The organism is Leptospira ryugenii, from assembly GCF_003114855.1.
GTDB classification, from domain to species: Bacteria; Spirochaetota; Leptospiria; order Leptospirales; family Leptospiraceae; genus Leptospira_A; species Leptospira_A ryugenii.
This window is the reverse complement of the sequence record NZ_BFBB01000003.1, coordinates 804,808-821,763: the sequence shown is the minus strand read 5'-3', so window position 1 is coordinate 821,763 and position 16,956 is coordinate 804,808. Positions and strand designations below refer to the sequence as shown.

Below are 16,956 nucleotides of genomic sequence, written 5' to 3'. Positions count from 1 at the left end.
ACCCTCTGTTAAGAGGAAGAGTATCAAATTGGTATGCGATCCGCTTGAATGATTCCGATCTCAACTTAAAATTTCTCACATTTTCTTTAAGTAGATTCACAAAAGTAAATCTCTGACTCTCTTAGATGTCCAAAGAAAAGGGAGGGAACAAATCCGAAGTTTTCCTTAAAGGTTCTGGAAAAATGTGCAGAGTCAGAAAAACCTGCAGCATGTGCTGCCTCTGTTAGGTTATTTCCTGAGGAGATTTCTTCCACTGCTCGCAGGAGTCTCAGCCAAAGTAAGTATCTGCGCAATGGGATTCCAAAACTCTCTTTGAATAATTTGATGATATGATCTTCCGATAGGCCAAGATCCTTTTTCAGGTTTGACATTTTGATTTGGCTAGGTAGCTCCTTTCGCAATTGATCACCTAACTTTTGCATTCTAGGGTCCATTGTCAGTTTCCGATTGGGAAATGAGTGTATGGATTGGAGTAAATCTAAAAGTAGTTTGTATGCCTCATGAGGACTCAATCTTCCATGGTAGAGCGAGGAAAGTGAAAGCATTTGTTTCTGAAAGAGACCAATGTCTAACTCTACGATGGTGTCTTCGAGAAACCTACCAGCAAGCGATTGGAATTCATAGGTTTCCGGATCAATGAGCAGAGCCACCATTGCGACATCGGGTGAGACTGTCTTATGGACAGTATTTGGACCAAGAAAGGCTACCCTGTATTCTCTCTCTTCTCCTTTGTATTGGATAGAAAACGGTTTCTCTAAAGATATAGCCAGTGTTGCTGCATAATGGCTATGGACTTCAGTCTGCATTTGGTTTGTCGCAAAAAATACTTTGCCATTCCAAAGGTAGAGGACATTTTTTTTCTGGGTTTCCATATTGTATCGGCAGCCTACGCATTCTCTTGCTACCAACAAAAAAATACTTTTCAAGCCAAAAAACATCTGCAAAGATTTAGCTTGTGAAAAAAATCTTAAAAAAATTGACTTTACTTTTTGCTGTATTCGCAATTATATTGTTAGGTGCTGGTTTTTATTTTTCCTCTGAAATCATCTCATTTAGAAAGCGGACACTTCTGGAAGACCAAACCAATTTGAAAATCAAGAATGTCTCCGACTTTGGTTTACCGGTGCCAAAAGAAATTTCTTTCCAAAGTATGGGATTAGTTTTGAAAGGATGGCATTTTGCCAATCCAAACTCCAAAGGCTGTGGCATCATCACACTTCATGGTATTACAGGTACACGTTGGGGAGGATTAAAATACGCTCCGTACTTTTGGAAAAAAGGCTGTGATGTTTTTGCTTATGATGCAAGAAGGCATGGAGAAAGCGAAGGTATTTACGGAACCTATGGATTCTATGAAAAAAACGACTTAGCTAGTGCCCACAAGACATTTTCCGAAATAACAAACATTCCAAAGAATCGCATCGGTATCGTTGGTGAATCGTATGGAGCCGCAACAGCATTGTTATACGTGAGTGGAAGGCCAGATGTGCAGTTTGTACTTGCTGATTCACCCTTCAAAAGTTTTCATTCGATCATTGCGGAGAGAGCAGAAGTATTGTATGGCAAACCTATCCTCCTTTTGGTTCCCATCGCCATAGCCATTGCTGAATGGAGGGCAGATTTTGACGAGGACGAAATTTCTATCCTAGATGCTGCGAAAGGGATAAATATACCAAGTTTACTCGTTCATTCCGAATCTGATGACTATACAATGCCCTCACATTCCAAAGAAATCGAAGAAAACATAGCTACAAAAAAGAAGAAACTCTATCGCACAAAGAACGGAGCTGGTCACGCAAAATCAATTTTAGTGAATCGAGAGGAATACGAAAGAACCATAGATGAGTTTATAACAAATTATTCAGTCTATGGTTCTCAGTGACTTTCTCCCGATCTCTTTACATTCGGCCATCTTTCTTAAAAAAATGGTGATAAAGAAGTAAGGTAAGAAATGACAGAGCTGTGAGACCAACAGCCCAAAAATAGGAAAGATAATCTGAGAGTACGCCCGAATTGGGGATCCCTGGCTGTGTGTTTCGTACGGCAGGGAGTGCGATGAGCAATGCAGCTAAAAAGATAAGTTCTTCAATGTGAACTTCCTTTTGGTACAACAAAGTACGGGCAGTTATCACTAAAATGACAATTCCTACTGCAAACATAAATACAATGATAAACAAGGATACAAAACGGTTGCTTTTTGTGCGCGCAACTTGGATCAACCTGTCGACATTCCCATAAGTACGGTCTATCCAGAAATCTTCCACCTGCTTATCATAGAATTCTACTTTATAACTTGCAATAGGTGAGTTCATGTTGAGTACAATCGGAATTCCTTCTTGCTCTATTTCAGATTGTTTCTTAAAAAATCCTAAACTAAGATTTGCCTGGAATGTATCAAAAGGGTAGTCAGTGATTGTTCCTACAAGTGGAAGTGTGATTAATACTTTTCGAATCGGCTGTTTGGGTTTGAATATAAATTCTTCGTTGCTACTATAGGAAATCAATCTAAGTTCTTCTGCTGGAGTATCTATGCGATGGTTGAATGTTAGCTCATCGGCAAGGTAGATCCTCAATTCTACTTTTGCCTCTCTTTTATCAATTTCTACTGTCCGCACATCCGCTTGGACTACTGATGTCTTTTTTTGACTAACATCTACATCAGTGAAAGAGGCAAAGTCTAATTTGTCTTTTATGAAGAACCGCACGCTTGCCAAATAGCAACCTGCTATGATCACCAGCAATAGGAAGATCAGCTGGAATCGATTGGAGGAAAATAGACGAGGTATGGAAGTCATGAGAGATTTGTCCAGGCTAAAGATAAGAAAGTAAACAATACCAGAAAGAAAATAAAACCATATACATACAATTGCCAATGGTATAATTTGATATTTGCTTCTAGTGCCTGTTTAAGATCTTCAAGGCTTGGATTTTCAGGTGCTGCAGCATGTTTGAACGAAAGAGAAACTCTGATTGTCAAATAACCCAAAAATATCTGTAAGATGCCTTCAAAAATATTTCCATAATTTTCTTTGATGGTAACAAATCCTCCGATGAGATATAAAATTCCAAGTACGATGAGTATTTTACCAAATATACTCATTCTCGAAGACAATGTCAGCAATAGCTTTCGGTTTTGATTTTCTGTTTGGATTTCTTCCATTATTCCTTCTCCTTTTCTAAACGAGAACATGCTTGCAAAAGACCTTGTCCGCCATTGCATGCGATGTCTAAATATTTGATACCTTCTATCTTATCACCCAATTGAAGATTTGCTCTTCCCAAAGAGTAAGCGTTTTGTATGGAAATGTGTTGTTCTTTTTGTGCAGAGTAAGCTTCGCCATTTTCAGCTTCTAAGTGATAGTCTCTTGCTTTTTCATACTTGCCAGCTAACAGATAACTATCTCCAAGATAAGATAGTAATCGGTAATTTGGTGTAAACTTTGATTTGCATTCTTCTAATATTTCGATACCTTTGATCGAGTTTTCGTAATAGGCATAATTGTAGCCATATTCAATACAATAGTCGATGCTATCAGGCTCTTTCTCTGCCGCCAATTGGAAGCTTTTGAGCATTTTTGGAGTGAAACTTTCCTTCCATTCATCGAAATAACTCAATCCTGAAACATAGTCGTAGAGACCTATGTCGTCAAATTTTTGAGTCAATTCTTTGCTGAGCGAAAGAATTCGGTCTCTTTGGCCATAACGATTGTATGATGACTGAACCCAGTATTCAAATAATCCGTGTTTTGTGAAAAGTTTATCTTCTTTTTCATGGATTTCGAAACTTCTTTGGATCAGAGAATAGGCTTCACTTTCCAAAGAAGCTCTCTCCTCGGGAAGAGATGCGGCCTTTCTTAATTTGACAAGGGCAAGTCCAATAAAACACTCTTCACGATCCGTTTGTAAAGATATGCAGGTTTTGAAGGACTCTTCTGCATTAACGAAATCATTTGCATAAAATCGAAGATTCCCTTCAAAATTGAAAAATTCCGCCGTACGAGGATCAGTCGAAAAGGAGCTGGATTCCATGCCAGTCGCAATGTTATAATAGCTAGTAGCTTTTTCATATTTTTCATCCCAAATCTTTGTGTAGAGGGGATAATCATATTCCCAAAACTTGAAGATCATTTCTTCCAAACGGAAAATTTCTAGTCCTATGCGTATATGAGATTCAAAGATTTTGTTTTGAAATGGAAAATTTCCGGTTACGTCATTTTCAAAACCTTTTGTGAAGTATTGGATGGCTTTCTCCGGGTTGTTCTCTTGCTCCAAATAAAACAAACCTAGTTCCCAATTCTCTCGCACTAAACTTGGCGTATTTTCCAATTGTTGGATCAGTTTGGATTCATAGGAATTTTTTTGGTAGTAGAATCCTAATTCTTTTGCCCAACCAATTTTGTCGATGATACCGAAAGAATGGTCAAGATCCAAATGACCTAGATTGAAGAACACAATCAAGAGGGCAAAGATGGCCTCACCGAATAGTACATATAAAAAGGAATATTCCTTATGGATGAGATGTAGCTGTTTGGTCATGTTGGTCACCTATTTCCCCAAAATTTTCCTTTCTGATACAGTTTCAAGCTCCCCATATCTTTGTAATGTGGGACGATCCAAACGCTTTGCATCGCCTATGAGCGCTATCTGAAAGAAAGTAGCATCATTTAATTTTTTTGTAAAGTCGATAAAATCTTTCCACTCAATCTTTGAAAGAGAATCAAATCTGAGTTTGTCAACATCCTCTGTGACTTCTGCATACTGCGCGCGAATGAACTCATCAATCAAATAAACATTTGATTTTTTTGTGAGACTGGCAACTAACAAAGCAGACTGTTTTGCTTCCGAAAAGCGTTTTTCGCTGATTTCCAGTTTTCGTAGGCTAGCGTTTGCATCCTCTAAACAATTGCTAAGTTTGTCTGCCTGGCAGGCTAAGTTTACATACCAGAGAGCAGGGTCTTTCTTTTTTTCTGGATCTATGATATAGGAAAAAGCCGAATACGCATTTCCTGTCTGTTCTCGCATGGTGAGAAAGAATGGAGACGATAGACCCGCATGTAAGGTGTTGTAAAGAAAGAAAGAAGAGGCGAGATGCTCCTCTTTTAAACGGAAAGGAGCAAAAAAATTGAGTTCAATGTGGGGTCGACTTCTACTTAAAATATAAAATTTAGATTTGGGCTCTTCTCTCCAAGCTTTTTGACTTAAACTATGAGTATCAAAGGTTCCCTTTGATTGGAAGTATTCTGAAAAGACCTTCTTTTCCAGAGTATCAAAGTCTACATTTCCATAATAAGTAATGATCAATTTTTGCTTCAAAAGGCTCTTTAGGTGGTCAATCGCTTGGGAGGATTTAAACGAAAGTAGATCTGAGCGATTTGATTGAAAGAACCGATAGCTTTTGTCTCCGTGTAGGGCAAATTCATTTAGTGCAGAATTGATCTCGTTTTCATCTTGTAGGATCATCTTGTCTGAGCGTTGCTGATAATCTACGATGGAATCAAATACATCCTTTGAAGATGTTACAGATTTGATAGAATGCTCTAGTAATTGAAAAGAAGGGATAAAGTGTTCATCCTCTCCTTGGAGTGTGATTTCGATGTCGTCACCTAATCTCTGCATTTTGATCTCTGTTCCCCAAAGATAAAATTTTGTAGATAGCGCCCCAACTGTATACAAGTCAGTTCCCAGTTGTTTCCAATAATTAATGGAGAGATCTATATGTGGGCTAATCCAAGCTCCCTCTGGAATCAAAATCTTAAATCGATAGAGGGAATTCTCTGCATTCTTTTGGTAGATAAATTGATTTCCATTTGGGTATTGTTTAAATTTAATATTTCGATCAAAATCTGCAAATTCAGGTTCTATTTGATATGAAGGTTCGAAAGAAAATTGTTTTTTAAAGTTGGACTCTTCAACTTTACTGAATTGTAATTTGGAGATGGGAGGTTTTTCAATGAAATCAAATTTGGGATTTTGTGAAAAAGTTTCTATGGAAACAATGTTTTGCTCTATATATTCTTTTGTAAACTCGGCCAGATCATTTGCGTTGGATTGTTTGATAGCGGAGAATTTTTGGTCTAAATCGCTTCGACTCCAACCTGCCAAAAATGCTTCCGACATCTCTCGTATTCGAAAGTCGTTATCATCTTTTTTTTGAGTCAAATAAATTTGACGATTGTAATTCAAACCTTCGTACATCTCGTTCGGCAATTCCGAAGATTCTATTTTCTTGATTGCATCTACTAGTTGTTTTTTGGCCTCAGCTAAACTCAAGCCTGGATTAGGATCTATCCAAATGGTCAGGACAAGATAGTCCTTCCATTCATTGATGAAGGTTGTGATATGGTTTGCTTTTTGGGTGTAATAAAGACTTTCTTCTAAAAGTCCATTGTAACCGTTGGAAAGAAGAAGGGATACACCTTCCGTACTTGCTACTATTTTAGGATTCTTTTTGGGAATGCGAATTCCAAATAAAAAATGTTTTTGGGGTGAGGGGATGGAAATTTTGAGATCTTTTTCCAGAGGTTTCCACTCAGGTTGAGTATCTTCTTTTGATTCTTTTGAGGGAAGCTCACCAAATGTTTGTTTGATTTGGGAATAAACCTCTTCTGGATTGATATCTCCCGACATACATATCGCCATCTTAGAGGGAATGTAGTGCTCTTTGAAAAAGGAATGGATCCTCTGTATGGATGGGTTTTTCAAATGTTCATCTGTTCCGATTGGAGATTTTTCTCCATAGGGATGTTTGGGGAACATAGCTTGGTCATATTGGCGGAACAGCTGGGACTTGGCATCGGCAACTCGCAAATTTCTTTCTTCAAACACGGATTCCAATTCAGTATGGAAGGTTCGAAAGACGGGGTCCTTAAATCTTTCGTATTCCAATCGTAGGAAGTTTTCAATTTGGTTTGCGGGCACTGTCGCAACGTAGAAGGTTCTATCCTGAGATGTAAAGGCATTGGCATCCACAATTCCTAACATTGCTTGCATTCTGGAAAATTCGTTTGGCACAACGAATTGGGAAGCCTCTAAAGAAAGTGTATCAATCTCGGCGTAGAGTTTGCTACGTTCTTTTGGATCACTTGTTTTGCGGTACGTCTCAAAGAGGGATTCGATTTTGTCTAAATAAGGTTTTTCCTTTTGATAATCAATCGTGCCCAACTGACTTGTACCTTTAAACATCAAATGCTCTAAATAATGAGCAAGGCCAGTCGCATCCTCGGGATCATTGGCCGATCCAACAGAAACGAGGATAGAGGATTTCACGACAGGTTGGTGTTTGTTTACACTTAAGAATACTTTTAGTCCGTTTTCTAATTGGTATTCATACACATAAAAAGGATCTGAGAGGAAGGAGAGCAGTCTGTCGCAGGAAAGATGGACGATAGACATTGCGACAAGAAGTGTAAGCTTGAATTTGCGCAGCATAGAGTGACAATTGCTAACAGTGTGGAGTTCGAAGGCAAGAAAAATCTTTGAAAAAAGGATGGGATTGCAATTGACCTTTGTTACAAAGTGGTTCGTCATTGCAGAAAGTTTGCCCTCTGGCAAAATGCTATGTACTGTAAGAAATCTATTTTGAATCTTCTTTTCCTTCTACTTTCACTTAGTTCTTGTTCCACTTTTTATGTTGGTCCAAGGCATGAACCCACAACTGCTCCGTTCCCACCATTTAAAATCTTGAGTTACGAATTGTTTGGTTGGGAAGATGAGGAAGACCGAAAGAAGGCTGGAGAGATCTTAAAAGCGCTGGTTCAGACAAAGACAGCACAACTCCTAAAGTACAAATCGCAAAATACTTCCGAGTGGCACCTGCAAATCATCCTAGAATCAAGTCCCAAATTTCGGATGTATTTAGGCGAACAAAGAGAACCTTCCTCTAGGTTGCTCACAAGGGAGCCTCTGCGATTTCTATTGTATGGAGTGAACCGCTTGCTTGCGGTCTCAACTGTTTTGCTGATTCCGATTGTTAACCGAGATGATGATGCCATAGTTTTCCGACTCTACCAAAACAATCATATAGTTCGTGAAAAGAGAGTAATGGTTGAGTCTTACCAAATCATTGGATGGATTTCTCTATTTGCTAAATGGATTGATGATGGAGAGAAATGGGATTCTATTTTCAATGATTTGATCCTGGCAGAAAGAAGGCATTGGCAAAATGAAAGAATCTCTGAATAAAATATTTTTGATCATTTGTAGTATTCATACATTTCATTGTGCAGCTTTCCCTGTACATTCTGTACAAAAGGGAGTTAATCCTCCTTTCCCAAATGAGTTCTTAAAAGCTAATTTAATCTTTACTGGTTTTCATCGCTTTGAAAGGGAAGAATTAAAGATTCGAAATGAATTGAAAAAAATCGGCTTCTCCGAAGATAAGATTTCCGATACAACAATCGAATTTCGTTTAGAGAGAAACTACCCTATCTATCGTTATCTTTGGCTGCACCGGATGCATGCAGTTCTCACTGTTCTCTCAGGAGGTCTTCTGCCTTACTATACATATGCCGACCAAAGGTTAAAAATTCAGTATTGGAAAGACAAGGAGCTCAGAAAAGAATCCAGATACGATTTGAGTTTACACCAATGGCGAGGGACCTTGGTTCTTTTGGTTACGATTCCATATTTCCCTGATCAGACATTCTCTGATCTATTTGAATCTTCGCTACAAGAGGAGTTACAAAAATGAAAACGTGCACATGGTCTATTCTCATGATCTGCATTCTTTTCCATTGCAAAAGTTTCTTTTCACCTTTGTCAAACTATGAAAGAGAGGGCAAAATTTTAGTCGATGGGCAAACAAGAACCTACCTTATGCATACACCAAAAGAGGGATACAAAATGCCATTGCCCTTGGTCGTTGCTCTCCATGGACGCTTAGGTACGGGAAGTATCTTACGAAAACAGTCTCGTTTAGATGAGCTTGCCGATGAAAAAAAATTTATTGCCGTCTTCCCAGATGGACTCCAACGAAGTTGGGCAGATGGAAGAGGGAATTCACCTTCTGATCGAAACCAAGTCAATGATGTACTCTTTATCGAGACTCTTGTCAAAGAGCTCGTAGCAGAAGGCATAGTTGACCCAAAATCTGTTTTTCTGATGGGGCATTCGAATGGAGGTTTTATGGCACAACGATTGGCTTTGGAAAGACCCAAATTATTCCGAGCAGTTGTCTCCGTATCCTCGCAACTATCAGCATTCCTCGTAGAAAGAAAAAAACAAATTGCCTTCCATGCTATCTCTATAGGAATTATGGCAGGTACTGAGGATCCGATCGTTCCGTATAATGGTGGATATGTGAATGATGGGGGAGAAATATTAGGTGTGGAAGATAGCATTGACCGTTGGTTAGAATGGAACCAGTGCGATAAAAAAGCGATCGCTCGATCTGAATCAATCCAAGACGAAGGCATTCAATACTCGATAGATGAGTTCCTATATACACAGTGTACGGCAGAAACTAAAGTAAAATTGTTCCGCTTGCAGTCCTTTGGCCATGCATTCCCAGGAGAAAAACCTTTCTTTCCTGTCCGAATCCTAGGAAACTACAGCCAAAAAATAAATGGTACTCGCCTTATCTGGGAGTATTTTTCGAGCTTCTTACCAAAACCCCCAGTTTAGGGGGTCTCATTCCTTCGAAAATAGCTATATAGAAAACACAGCCAATTTTCTATCCTTACCATCCAATGGAAAGGAACGGACATGTTGACTCTCTCTGAACAGATGCAGGCAGACCAAGCTTGGATTTACTTTTGGGATATGCTTCCCTGGGCAATTCCAAGTTTCTTTACTTTTTTGATTAGCCTCAGTTTTGTAGGCATTGGCTTTTTTGCCTTGAAGCGTTTCCGAGATAAAGTGCAACTCATTGCCTTCATGGTCTTTTGCCTTGGCTATGCGTCTTACGGACTTTTACTCGCTTCGAGATCCTTGATTGTTGATAAAGAGGTTCTTCTCTTTTGGAACCGCTTGGGCTACTTAGGTTTCACATTGATCACACCCGCAGCTGCTTTGTTATCCTATACAATCATGAACCGACGGTATAAGATTTTACTTGGGTCATTTTGGTTGGGGATAGCGATCGAAATCATAGTGTATTGGGCTGTCTTCACAGGAAACGACCTCAAGAATGAGTGGTTCGAATACTCTTTTGGAAACTATCCCATTGGAAAACTTCCTCTAAAAATTTGGGCGAGTTATGGTATTTTTTGTATCTTAGGACTTTGGATCCCTTCGGCTATCTTTTTTTACAAGCAGGATCGAAAGGGATTTTTAGATGTAAAATACCTATCTGTCAGCTTGATTGCTATCGGATTTTTACTGATTTTAACTTCACCAAGTTTACTCGGATACCCAGTCTATCCTGTGAGTACATTTTCTTTTGTCCCACTACTCGTGATGGGATATGGCCTTTTCCACTCAGACTTTCTAAATATCAACGAACTATTATTTAAACAGCAATTTCTATTCAAAATTCTAAATGGAATTATCATTGTGGGACTTATCCTACTTTCTGCCTTAGTGGCTATTTTTCTTCCACCTAGTGAACACATTGTACCTTATCAAAAGCCATATTTTTTAATTCCACTTTTTTCAATGGTCTGTGTTTTTGCACTCGGGATCTATATTGCTGGAAGTAGGCCAGACCAAAAGATCAATATGATTGCGGCCTCTTCTCTTTTGCTCGCTGGATCATTTACTATTGTTATGGTTGTTATGAAATTGAGTTTGCCTGATTTGGTTTCGAGAAGGATAGAGCAGATTTTTTATACTGCCTTTGTTTTCACCCCAAATATCCATATTCGACTCTGTTACCTTTCTATTAAAGCAGAGAGACCACGTTATTTTCGTTATATAGATTTCATTTCTTTCATCCTTTGTGGAGTCGTATGGACTCCATATTTTTTTGGCGGTTTTTTTCAGAATACTTTTGGAAAAATATCTGAGGCAGGCATAGGCTTACAGGTTTTTGGAGTGCAGGGAGCTATTGCGATGACACTACTTTTGTTGCATTGGAAAAAACTTGGGACAAGTAAAACGGATGCCTTAGGAAAATACGTTGTCTACTCAATCCTATTGGGTGATCTTATGATCATTTCTAATTTGCCTGCAACCTTAGGATACCAATGGTATACGATCGGTGAATTGCAATTTCTCCCAGCGATTATCCTTGCTGTGGGTATCATAAAATTTGGTATCATTTCGATCAGAGGGGAGGCAACAAAAATTGCGAGCCAAATGTCTTTACTTATCCTTCTGTTTGTACTCATTAGTATGAGCTTTTATTGGATGAATTTAGCCAAAACCTTCACGTGGCTAGTAGCACTTTCCCATACTCTCTTGGTTTCTTCACCAATTGCCCTTGCCTTCTATATGGTTTCCTTTATTTTCTTTCGTCCAACAGTCGTCAAAATTGACCAGTCTGTTTTGGATTTGGCGGCACAAAAGGTGGAAACAGAAAGGGCATTCTTTGAAGCTGAAGCCATTCGCAAGGAAATCCAAGAAATCAACCACCTAACGCATTTGATAAATTCCCAGCTGAATATCAAAATGATTGTAAATGAAATCGCAAAGTATGTCCTTGTGAAGCATGGAATTAAAACTCTTTGGCTATTTTTACCAGATGAACAAAATAAATCCCTAAAAAGCTTCGAAATTGATACCATTGTGGAAGCAAAGAAAGAGGCCATGGAATTTGCAAAGAACTTAGTCATTCCTTTAAGTGAAGAGGGTGGTATTGCCTATTCTGTTTGGATGCGAAAGAACAGTTTGTACTTACCTAAAATTAAAAAATTTGCCTTTGATTTTGATAGGAAAATAATAGAGAATACAGGCGCCAAATCAATTCTCCATATTCCACTCGTAGTACAAGATAAGAGTGTAGGTCTATTTACCTTTTCCAATTCTACCGAAGAGATGAGGCTAAGTAGAAAAGAAATTACATCCTTGGAAAATCTTTGTGCTCAAGTAGCAGGGGTAATCAACAGGGTTTATCTATTGCGAGAGACAGAAAAGCAAAAGGCAGATACGACAGCTCTGAATCAATTGCTGAAAAGTTTAAATGAAAATATAGATCTAGATGTGATTATGGAAAAGGTTCATCAGTATGTTTCTGAGAATTTTGGAATCGAATATTACTCTTTATTATTACCAGAAGAAGGTAAGGATTACTTACGAATTGTGAATGTAAAGATACCAGAGTTTGTTTCTGAATTTGACAAAAAAAGACTCTTAGATATGAAAATTCCAACATTCGGAAGAAGTGGCGCTCACTCCATGGTACTACGGAGTAAAAAAGTTGTCTTCTTTACCCAAGGTGTAGGAAACTTTGATCGTTTATTTTCGGAAGATGATCAATTTGGTATGGGAGCATTAAAATTGAAGCATATCATTTTTATCCCAATGGTTCTTAGAGGAAAGATCATCGGAGTACTCGATTTATCCAATTCGGAGAAAGAGTTACGTCCTTCAGAAGAAGATCTAACACGACTTTCTATATTAGGCGAACAATTGGCGGGAATCATTTATATTTCGAAGCTTTTTAAAGAACTTCAGATTGCAAAGGAGTTAGCAGAAAATGAAAAGCGAAAGAACGAAAAATTATTACTAAATATTTTGCCAGCAGAGATTGCCGAAGAGCTTAAAGAAAAGGGAGCCACAGAACCAATCTTATACGAAAATGTATCGGTAATGTTTACAGATTTTAAAGGGTTTACTCAGATCGCAGAAACACTATCTCCACAAGAGTTAATTCGTGACCTAGATGCCTGTTTCATCCAATTTGATAAAATAACAGAACGTTACAAATTAGAAAAGCTGAAGACCATCGGTGACAGTTATATGTGTGCTGGGGGCATCCCAAAGCGTAACAAAACACATGCTATTGACTCAGTTCTAGCCGCATTAGAAATCCAATCCTTTATGAATTTGATGAAACAGATCAAAGAAGAGCAAGGCTTCCCCTTTTGGGAATTGCGACTCGGGATTCATTCTGGACCTCTTGTTGCCGGAGTCATTGGCGAGAAGAAATTTGCCTATGATGTTTGGGGGGATACAGTCAATACAGCCTCTCGTATGGAATCTTCTGGACAAACAGGAAAAATCAATATCAGTGGCACGACCTATGATATGGTCAAAGAATATTTCGATTGCGAGTTTAGGGGACAAGTCAGTGCCAAAAACAAGGGAGAGGTTGCTATGTACTACGTAAATGGATTGAAGGCTGAATTCTCCTCTTCCGAAGACTTTCGGATTCCCAACCAAAGATTTTGGGAAGAATACGCTAAAATTGATGGAAGTTTTGAATCGGTGGCATAAAACTTAAGAGAAGACTATGGATACTAAAAAGATAAGAATCGGAATCGTAGAGAACGATGAGTATTTTTTGGATGAAGTAAGGGATACTCTATCTCAGATAGAATGTGTTTCCGAGGTTCTCTCTTGGAATTCTGCTGAAGTCTTTTTACGAGATCCAAAACACAAAACATTAGATATATTATTTTTAGATATTATGTTACCTGGGATGAATGGAATGGATGTTGTTAAACACCTAACAGAAAAATCTGAAGGTATTAAAGTAGTAATGCTTACCAATATGAACTCGGATGAGATGATTTTTAATTCGATAAAGAATGGTGCGCTTGGCTATTTATTCAAATCAGAATTGGGGGAAATGAGCCATATCATTGACGTTATTGTAAAGGGAGGTGCCATGATCACTCCTACAATTGCGCTTCGAGTGTTTAGTAACTTTAGAAGGCCTGTTGATAAACCTCAGATCTATCTGACCGATAGGGAAAAACAAATTTTGGAACTATTGGTCAAAGGAAAAACCGTGGCCTCGCTCGCAAAGTTTTTAGATCTAAGCGAACATACCATACATGGCTACGTGAAATCCATTTACAAAAAACTACAAGTCCACAATCGCTCAGAGTTGGCTCTTAAAGTACAAGAATACTCCATCCTATAATGCATAAATCTTTTGTAGCTGCTCGATTCCTACTTTGTGTGGCCATCCAATTATCCTGTTACCGAAGCATTCCTAGCACCATTGCCCCCTCAGATGTGATAGACCTAAGCACATACCAGTTCGGGGAGGATCTCCCTATGAATCTATTTGGACCTTGGGAGCTTTATTGGGGAAAATTGTATGATCCAGAAGATTTCCAATCGGGAAGGGTTCAGAAAAGAGAAAAGGTAATAACTTACTTTCGGCCATGGACCAATCAACTCAATGGAGACCGTAAATTCCCAGCACAAGGCTATGCAACCTATCGTATGAGAATCAAGGTTCCTGCTTCGTCATCAAAAAGAATTTATACTATCCACTACTCTCATCTCTTTTCCGCTTCAAAACTCTTTATCAATGGACAGTTTGTCCACGAGAAAGGAAAGGTAAGTGAAAATTTGGACGAGATTGAAGCAATCAGAACAGGTTCTTACAATGAGTTCGAAGTGATTGGTGATGAAATAGAGATCATACTCCAGATAGCCAATCGAGATTTTTTTAGAGGTGGGCCCAGAGGCGAATTTCTCTTATCAACTTTAGAACCCATGGGTAAGTTTAAGATAAAAAGTATTATTCTTGAAATGTTTGCTTTTGGGCTTATCTTTGGGGCGGCCATTTATCATTTTTTTATCTTTATAGTGAATCGAAAACAAAAGGCATTCTTATACTTTTCTCTATTGTGTTTAGCATTTTTGGTTCGGATTCCGATTCTTAACTCAAAAATCTATGAATATTTTGTTCCGATTCCGAGCGCTCATTTTCTCGCAAATTTATTGCATTATAATGATATTGTTTCTTTTTTATTTGGAAATTTATTTCTCAATGCTTTGTTTCAAGTTAAAAGAATGCTTTGGATCAATTATTTATTTTATATAGGGGCACTTGTCTCCTGTTTTTCTCCTTTGTTCCCTTCATCAGTTGTTTTTTATTTCAATGTCTCTTATGTTTCTTTTTATTTGCTCTTATTTGTTCTACAATCAATACTCTTTCTAGTCTTAAACAAACAAAACCAACAATCTCTGTATTTTATGGGCTTTGGGTTATTTGTTTTTGCGGTACTATGCTTTTTGGCAATCTCATTAAATTTTATTGGTTTGCAAGGCGGCCTCTATCTTATCATCGCATATGCAATCTACGTCGTTTTTCAATCTCTTTTTATGAGCAATTACTTTGCGAAAACCGTTGAAAGAAGCAATCAATTGAAATTGCAAATGCAAGAAGAGCATCAAATAGCGCTCCAAAAACAAAGATCAGAAATGCAATTGATGGTTCATGACCAATTGGGCGCAGGTTTAACAGACTTGAAGGTGATGATCGAAAGAAAAATTCGTTCACAAGAAAGACCGATTTTTGATTCCATTCTACCAAACCTTCACAACCGCGTCATATCCATACTACAATCACTCAGAAATCAACTCCTTCATCTGGAAGATTTAGATTTGATTTATCAAAATTTTTTAACAGGTGTCAATCTTACTTTGCTTAGGCGATATACAAATGCTGGGAGGGAGTTTGATTTTCATGTATCGGAAACAGCTGAGGCACATTTTGAAAACCTTAAACTCCATGCAGAGATTCGAAATTATTATTTAAATATATACTATATCCTATATGAGCTCTGTACAAATGATTTAAAATATGGTATAGGTGAATCATCATGGTCTATTGATGTAAGCTCAGGAAAGATCAATATAGAACAAAAAAATGCAGTAGAAGAGAATAGGCAATTGTCCCCCCATTTAAAGAGCATCGGAAATCGTATCAATGGTTTGCGGGCAAATCTTTCAGTCAAAATTGAAGAAAGGGAATTTCACGTGAGAGTGGAAATTCCCCTTCCTAGTGTAGCAAAACTAGAGGCAGAGTAAATTCACTTACGGTCGGATGGGCCTCGCTCCTTTCCATTGGCCGAGTTCATTCACACAAATTCCATTGGAGACAAAGGGCATTGAGGCAGGGCAATTTTTATTTTTTTTCATTTTGCTCAGGTCAATTTTGGAAGAGTTTCGATCATCTCGTGGATATGGCATTCCAGAAAATGCTCCTGTATCAGATGTCGTTTTACTTCCGTAAGGTGCAAATTCATAAATGGGACTTTTTAATCCTAGAGAACCAGTAACTGAACCCCAATTTACATAGCTCACTTCCACAATGCCATACCCAGGCATTGTCCTTACAACAGCACGGTACCACTTTCCGTTCCATTTTGTATCGACAAGTGTTCCTGGTGGGACTACTTCATACTTTTGCATCTCTTCTGTAATTTCTGTGGACGGAGCTTTCTTCGGGTCAAAGAATCGTATGTTTTCTTTTTTGATTGTAAGTTTTTTGTCTTTGAATCCCGCCTTTGCACCCACCATAGTTCCATCAAAGATCCTTGCATTGACTTCATAGGTATCGCCATTGGCAGCAAGAATGGTCGCAGGCGAAAAAGTGGATCCAGATTCATCTTCGGAACACTCTACGGCTTCATTTGGCCAGTAGCAAATTTCAACCACATCGCCTTTGCCGAGAGTCCTTTCGACTTTGAAGATGTCTAGCTTGAGTACTCTTTCGAGCCATTCCTTTGGTTTCCATTTTGCTTCCAGTTCTTCTTGCTTTTGCGTGAATTCGATTTGTTCGTTTTCTTCGATTGCTTTGCAAGGAACAATCTTAGTGCAGTCTGTATAGTTACTTACCTTTTGACCTGCTTCCTTATAATAGCTTGGTACTTGCACCCAAACGCCATAGTAATATCCATCTGCGTCAATCTTATTGATTTTAAAGAGACCTTTATAAGCAGAGTTATTGCCTGTACCATCATACAAATCGACCTCGACAGTCTCTCCCACTTTTGGGCGTTCTGTACTGTGAAGGAATGTTGTGAAGGAAAGAGCGAAAACGAGAACTAGTGAGAATGTTAGTTTCATGCCTACGGAAAGATAGGACGATTTGTATTTCGTAAAGAGATTTTT

General features: G+C 38.4%; 13 protein-coding genes. 7 read left to right on the top strand and 6 right to left on the bottom strand.

Annotated features, from left to right (window positions below):
• Positions 1-86: 86 nt before the first annotated feature.
• Positions 87-872, bottom strand: a complete 786-nt coding sequence (locus tag DI060_RS08280; protein ID WP_108975768.1) for a helix-turn-helix domain-containing protein — start codon at positions 870-872, stop codon at positions 87-89.
• A gap of 83 nt (positions 873-955) precedes the next feature.
• Here DI060_RS08280 and DI060_RS08275 point away from each other — a divergent pair, with 83 nt between their 5' ends.
• Positions 956-1,882 carry an alpha/beta hydrolase gene (locus DI060_RS08275; RefSeq protein ID WP_244594319.1) on the top strand — a complete coding sequence of 309 codons (927 nt, stop codon included), beginning with the start codon at positions 956-958 and terminating at the stop codon, positions 1,880-1,882.
• Positions 1,883-1,898: 16 nt separating this feature from the next.
• Here DI060_RS08275 and DI060_RS08270 read toward each other — a convergent pair whose 3' ends face one another.
• The 4 genes from DI060_RS08270 to DI060_RS08255 are packed head-to-tail and all read right to left on the bottom strand — an operon-like array spanning position 1,899 to position 7,428.
• Positions 1,899-2,795, bottom strand: coding sequence for a DUF4436 family protein (locus tag DI060_RS08270; protein ID WP_108975571.1), 897 nt, complete (start codon positions 2,793-2,795; stop codon positions 1,899-1,901).
• Positions 2,792-3,160, bottom strand: a complete 369-nt coding sequence (locus DI060_RS08265; protein ID WP_108975569.1) for a hypothetical protein — start codon at positions 3,158-3,160, stop codon at positions 2,792-2,794. Before DI060_RS08265 ends, DI060_RS08270 begins: the two co-directional genes overlap by 4 nt.
• A complete protein-coding gene (locus tag DI060_RS08260) occupies positions 3,160-4,536 on the bottom strand; it encodes a tetratricopeptide repeat protein (protein WP_108975567.1) in 1,377 nt (458 codons plus the stop codon). Before DI060_RS08260 ends, DI060_RS08265 begins: the two co-directional genes overlap by 1 nt.
• 9 nt (positions 4,537-4,545) lie before the next feature.
• Positions 4,546-7,428 carry a M16 family metallopeptidase gene (locus DI060_RS08255; RefSeq protein WP_108975763.1) on the bottom strand — a complete coding sequence of 961 codons (2,883 nt, stop codon included), beginning with the start codon at positions 7,426-7,428 and terminating at the stop codon, positions 4,546-4,548.
• A 150-nt stretch (positions 7,429-7,578) separates the two neighbouring features.
• On the opposite strand from DI060_RS08255, the gene DI060_RS08250 reads away from it, so the two are divergent.
• The 6 genes from DI060_RS08250 to DI060_RS08225 all read left to right on the top strand — a co-directional run bounded on the left by DI060_RS08250 (position 7,579) and on the right by DI060_RS08225 (position 15,870).
• Positions 7,579-8,181, top strand: a complete 603-nt coding sequence (locus DI060_RS08250) for a hypothetical protein (protein ID WP_108975565.1) — start codon at positions 7,579-7,581, stop codon at positions 8,179-8,181.
• On the top strand, positions 8,162-8,689 hold the full coding sequence (locus DI060_RS08245; protein WP_108975563.1) for a hypothetical protein: 528 nt from the start codon (positions 8,162-8,164) through the stop codon (positions 8,687-8,689). Before DI060_RS08250 ends, DI060_RS08245 begins: the two co-directional genes overlap by 20 nt.
• Positions 8,686-9,621, top strand: coding sequence for a CE1 family esterase (locus tag DI060_RS08240; protein ID WP_108975561.1), 936 nt, complete (start codon positions 8,686-8,688; stop codon positions 9,619-9,621). Before DI060_RS08245 ends, DI060_RS08240 begins: the two co-directional genes overlap by 4 nt.
• An 81-nt stretch (positions 9,622-9,702) precedes the next feature.
• A complete protein-coding gene (locus tag DI060_RS08235; protein ID WP_108975559.1) occupies positions 9,703-13,314 on the top strand; it encodes an adenylate/guanylate cyclase domain-containing protein in 3,612 nt (1,203 codons plus the stop codon).
• Between the two features lie 16 nt (positions 13,315-13,330).
• Entirely contained in the window at positions 13,331-13,966 is a 636-nt protein-coding gene (locus DI060_RS08230) for a response regulator transcription factor (protein WP_108975557.1), read from the top strand.
• Positions 13,966-15,870, top strand: a complete 1,905-nt coding sequence (locus DI060_RS08225) for a 7TM-DISM domain-containing protein (RefSeq protein WP_108975555.1) — start codon at positions 13,966-13,968, stop codon at positions 15,868-15,870. Before DI060_RS08230 ends, DI060_RS08225 begins: the two co-directional genes overlap by 1 nt.
• A gap of 6 nt (positions 15,871-15,876) precedes the next feature.
• Here the strand turns inward: DI060_RS08225 and DI060_RS08220 are convergent, their stop codons facing one another.
• Entirely contained in the window at positions 15,877-16,911 is a 1,035-nt protein-coding gene (locus DI060_RS08220) for a hypothetical protein (RefSeq protein ID WP_108975553.1), read from the bottom strand.
• Positions 16,912-16,956: the final 45 nt, after the last annotated feature.

What these genes read in the sequence shown, in the direction of transcription:
- DI060_RS08280 (WP_108975768.1), bottom strand. Translation starts at nt 872, where the DNA reads ATGGAAACCCAGAAAAAAAATGTCCTCTACCTTTGGAATGGCAAAGTA.
- DI060_RS08270 (WP_108975571.1), bottom strand. Translation starts at nt 2,795, where the DNA reads ATGACTTCCATACCTCGTCTATTTTCCTCCAATCGATTCCAGCTGATC.
- DI060_RS08265 (WP_108975569.1), bottom strand. Translation starts at nt 3,160, where the DNA reads ATGGAAGAAATCCAAACAGAAAATCAAAACCGAAAGCTATTGCTGACA.
- DI060_RS08260 (WP_108975567.1), bottom strand. Translation starts at nt 4,536, where the DNA reads ATGACCAAACAGCTACATCTCATCCATAAGGAATATTCCTTTTTATAT.
- DI060_RS08255 (WP_108975763.1), bottom strand. Translation starts at nt 7,428, where the DNA reads ATGCTGCGCAAATTCAAGCTTACACTTCTTGTCGCAATGTCTATCGTC.
- DI060_RS08245 (WP_108975563.1), top strand. Translation starts at nt 8,162, where the DNA reads ATGAAAGAATCTCTGAATAAAATATTTTTGATCATTTGTAGTATTCAT.
- DI060_RS08240 (WP_108975561.1), top strand. Translation starts at nt 8,686, where the DNA reads ATGAAAACGTGCACATGGTCTATTCTCATGATCTGCATTCTTTTCCAT.
- DI060_RS08235 (WP_108975559.1), top strand. Translation starts at nt 9,703, where the DNA reads ATGTTGACTCTCTCTGAACAGATGCAGGCAGACCAAGCTTGGATTTAC.
- DI060_RS08230 (WP_108975557.1), top strand. Translation starts at nt 13,331, where the DNA reads ATGGATACTAAAAAGATAAGAATCGGAATCGTAGAGAACGATGAGTAT.
- DI060_RS08225 (WP_108975555.1), top strand. Translation starts at nt 13,966, where the DNA reads ATGCATAAATCTTTTGTAGCTGCTCGATTCCTACTTTGTGTGGCCATC.
- DI060_RS08220 (WP_108975553.1), bottom strand. Translation starts at nt 16,911, where the DNA reads ATGAAACTAACATTCTCACTAGTTCTCGTTTTCGCTCTTTCCTTCACA.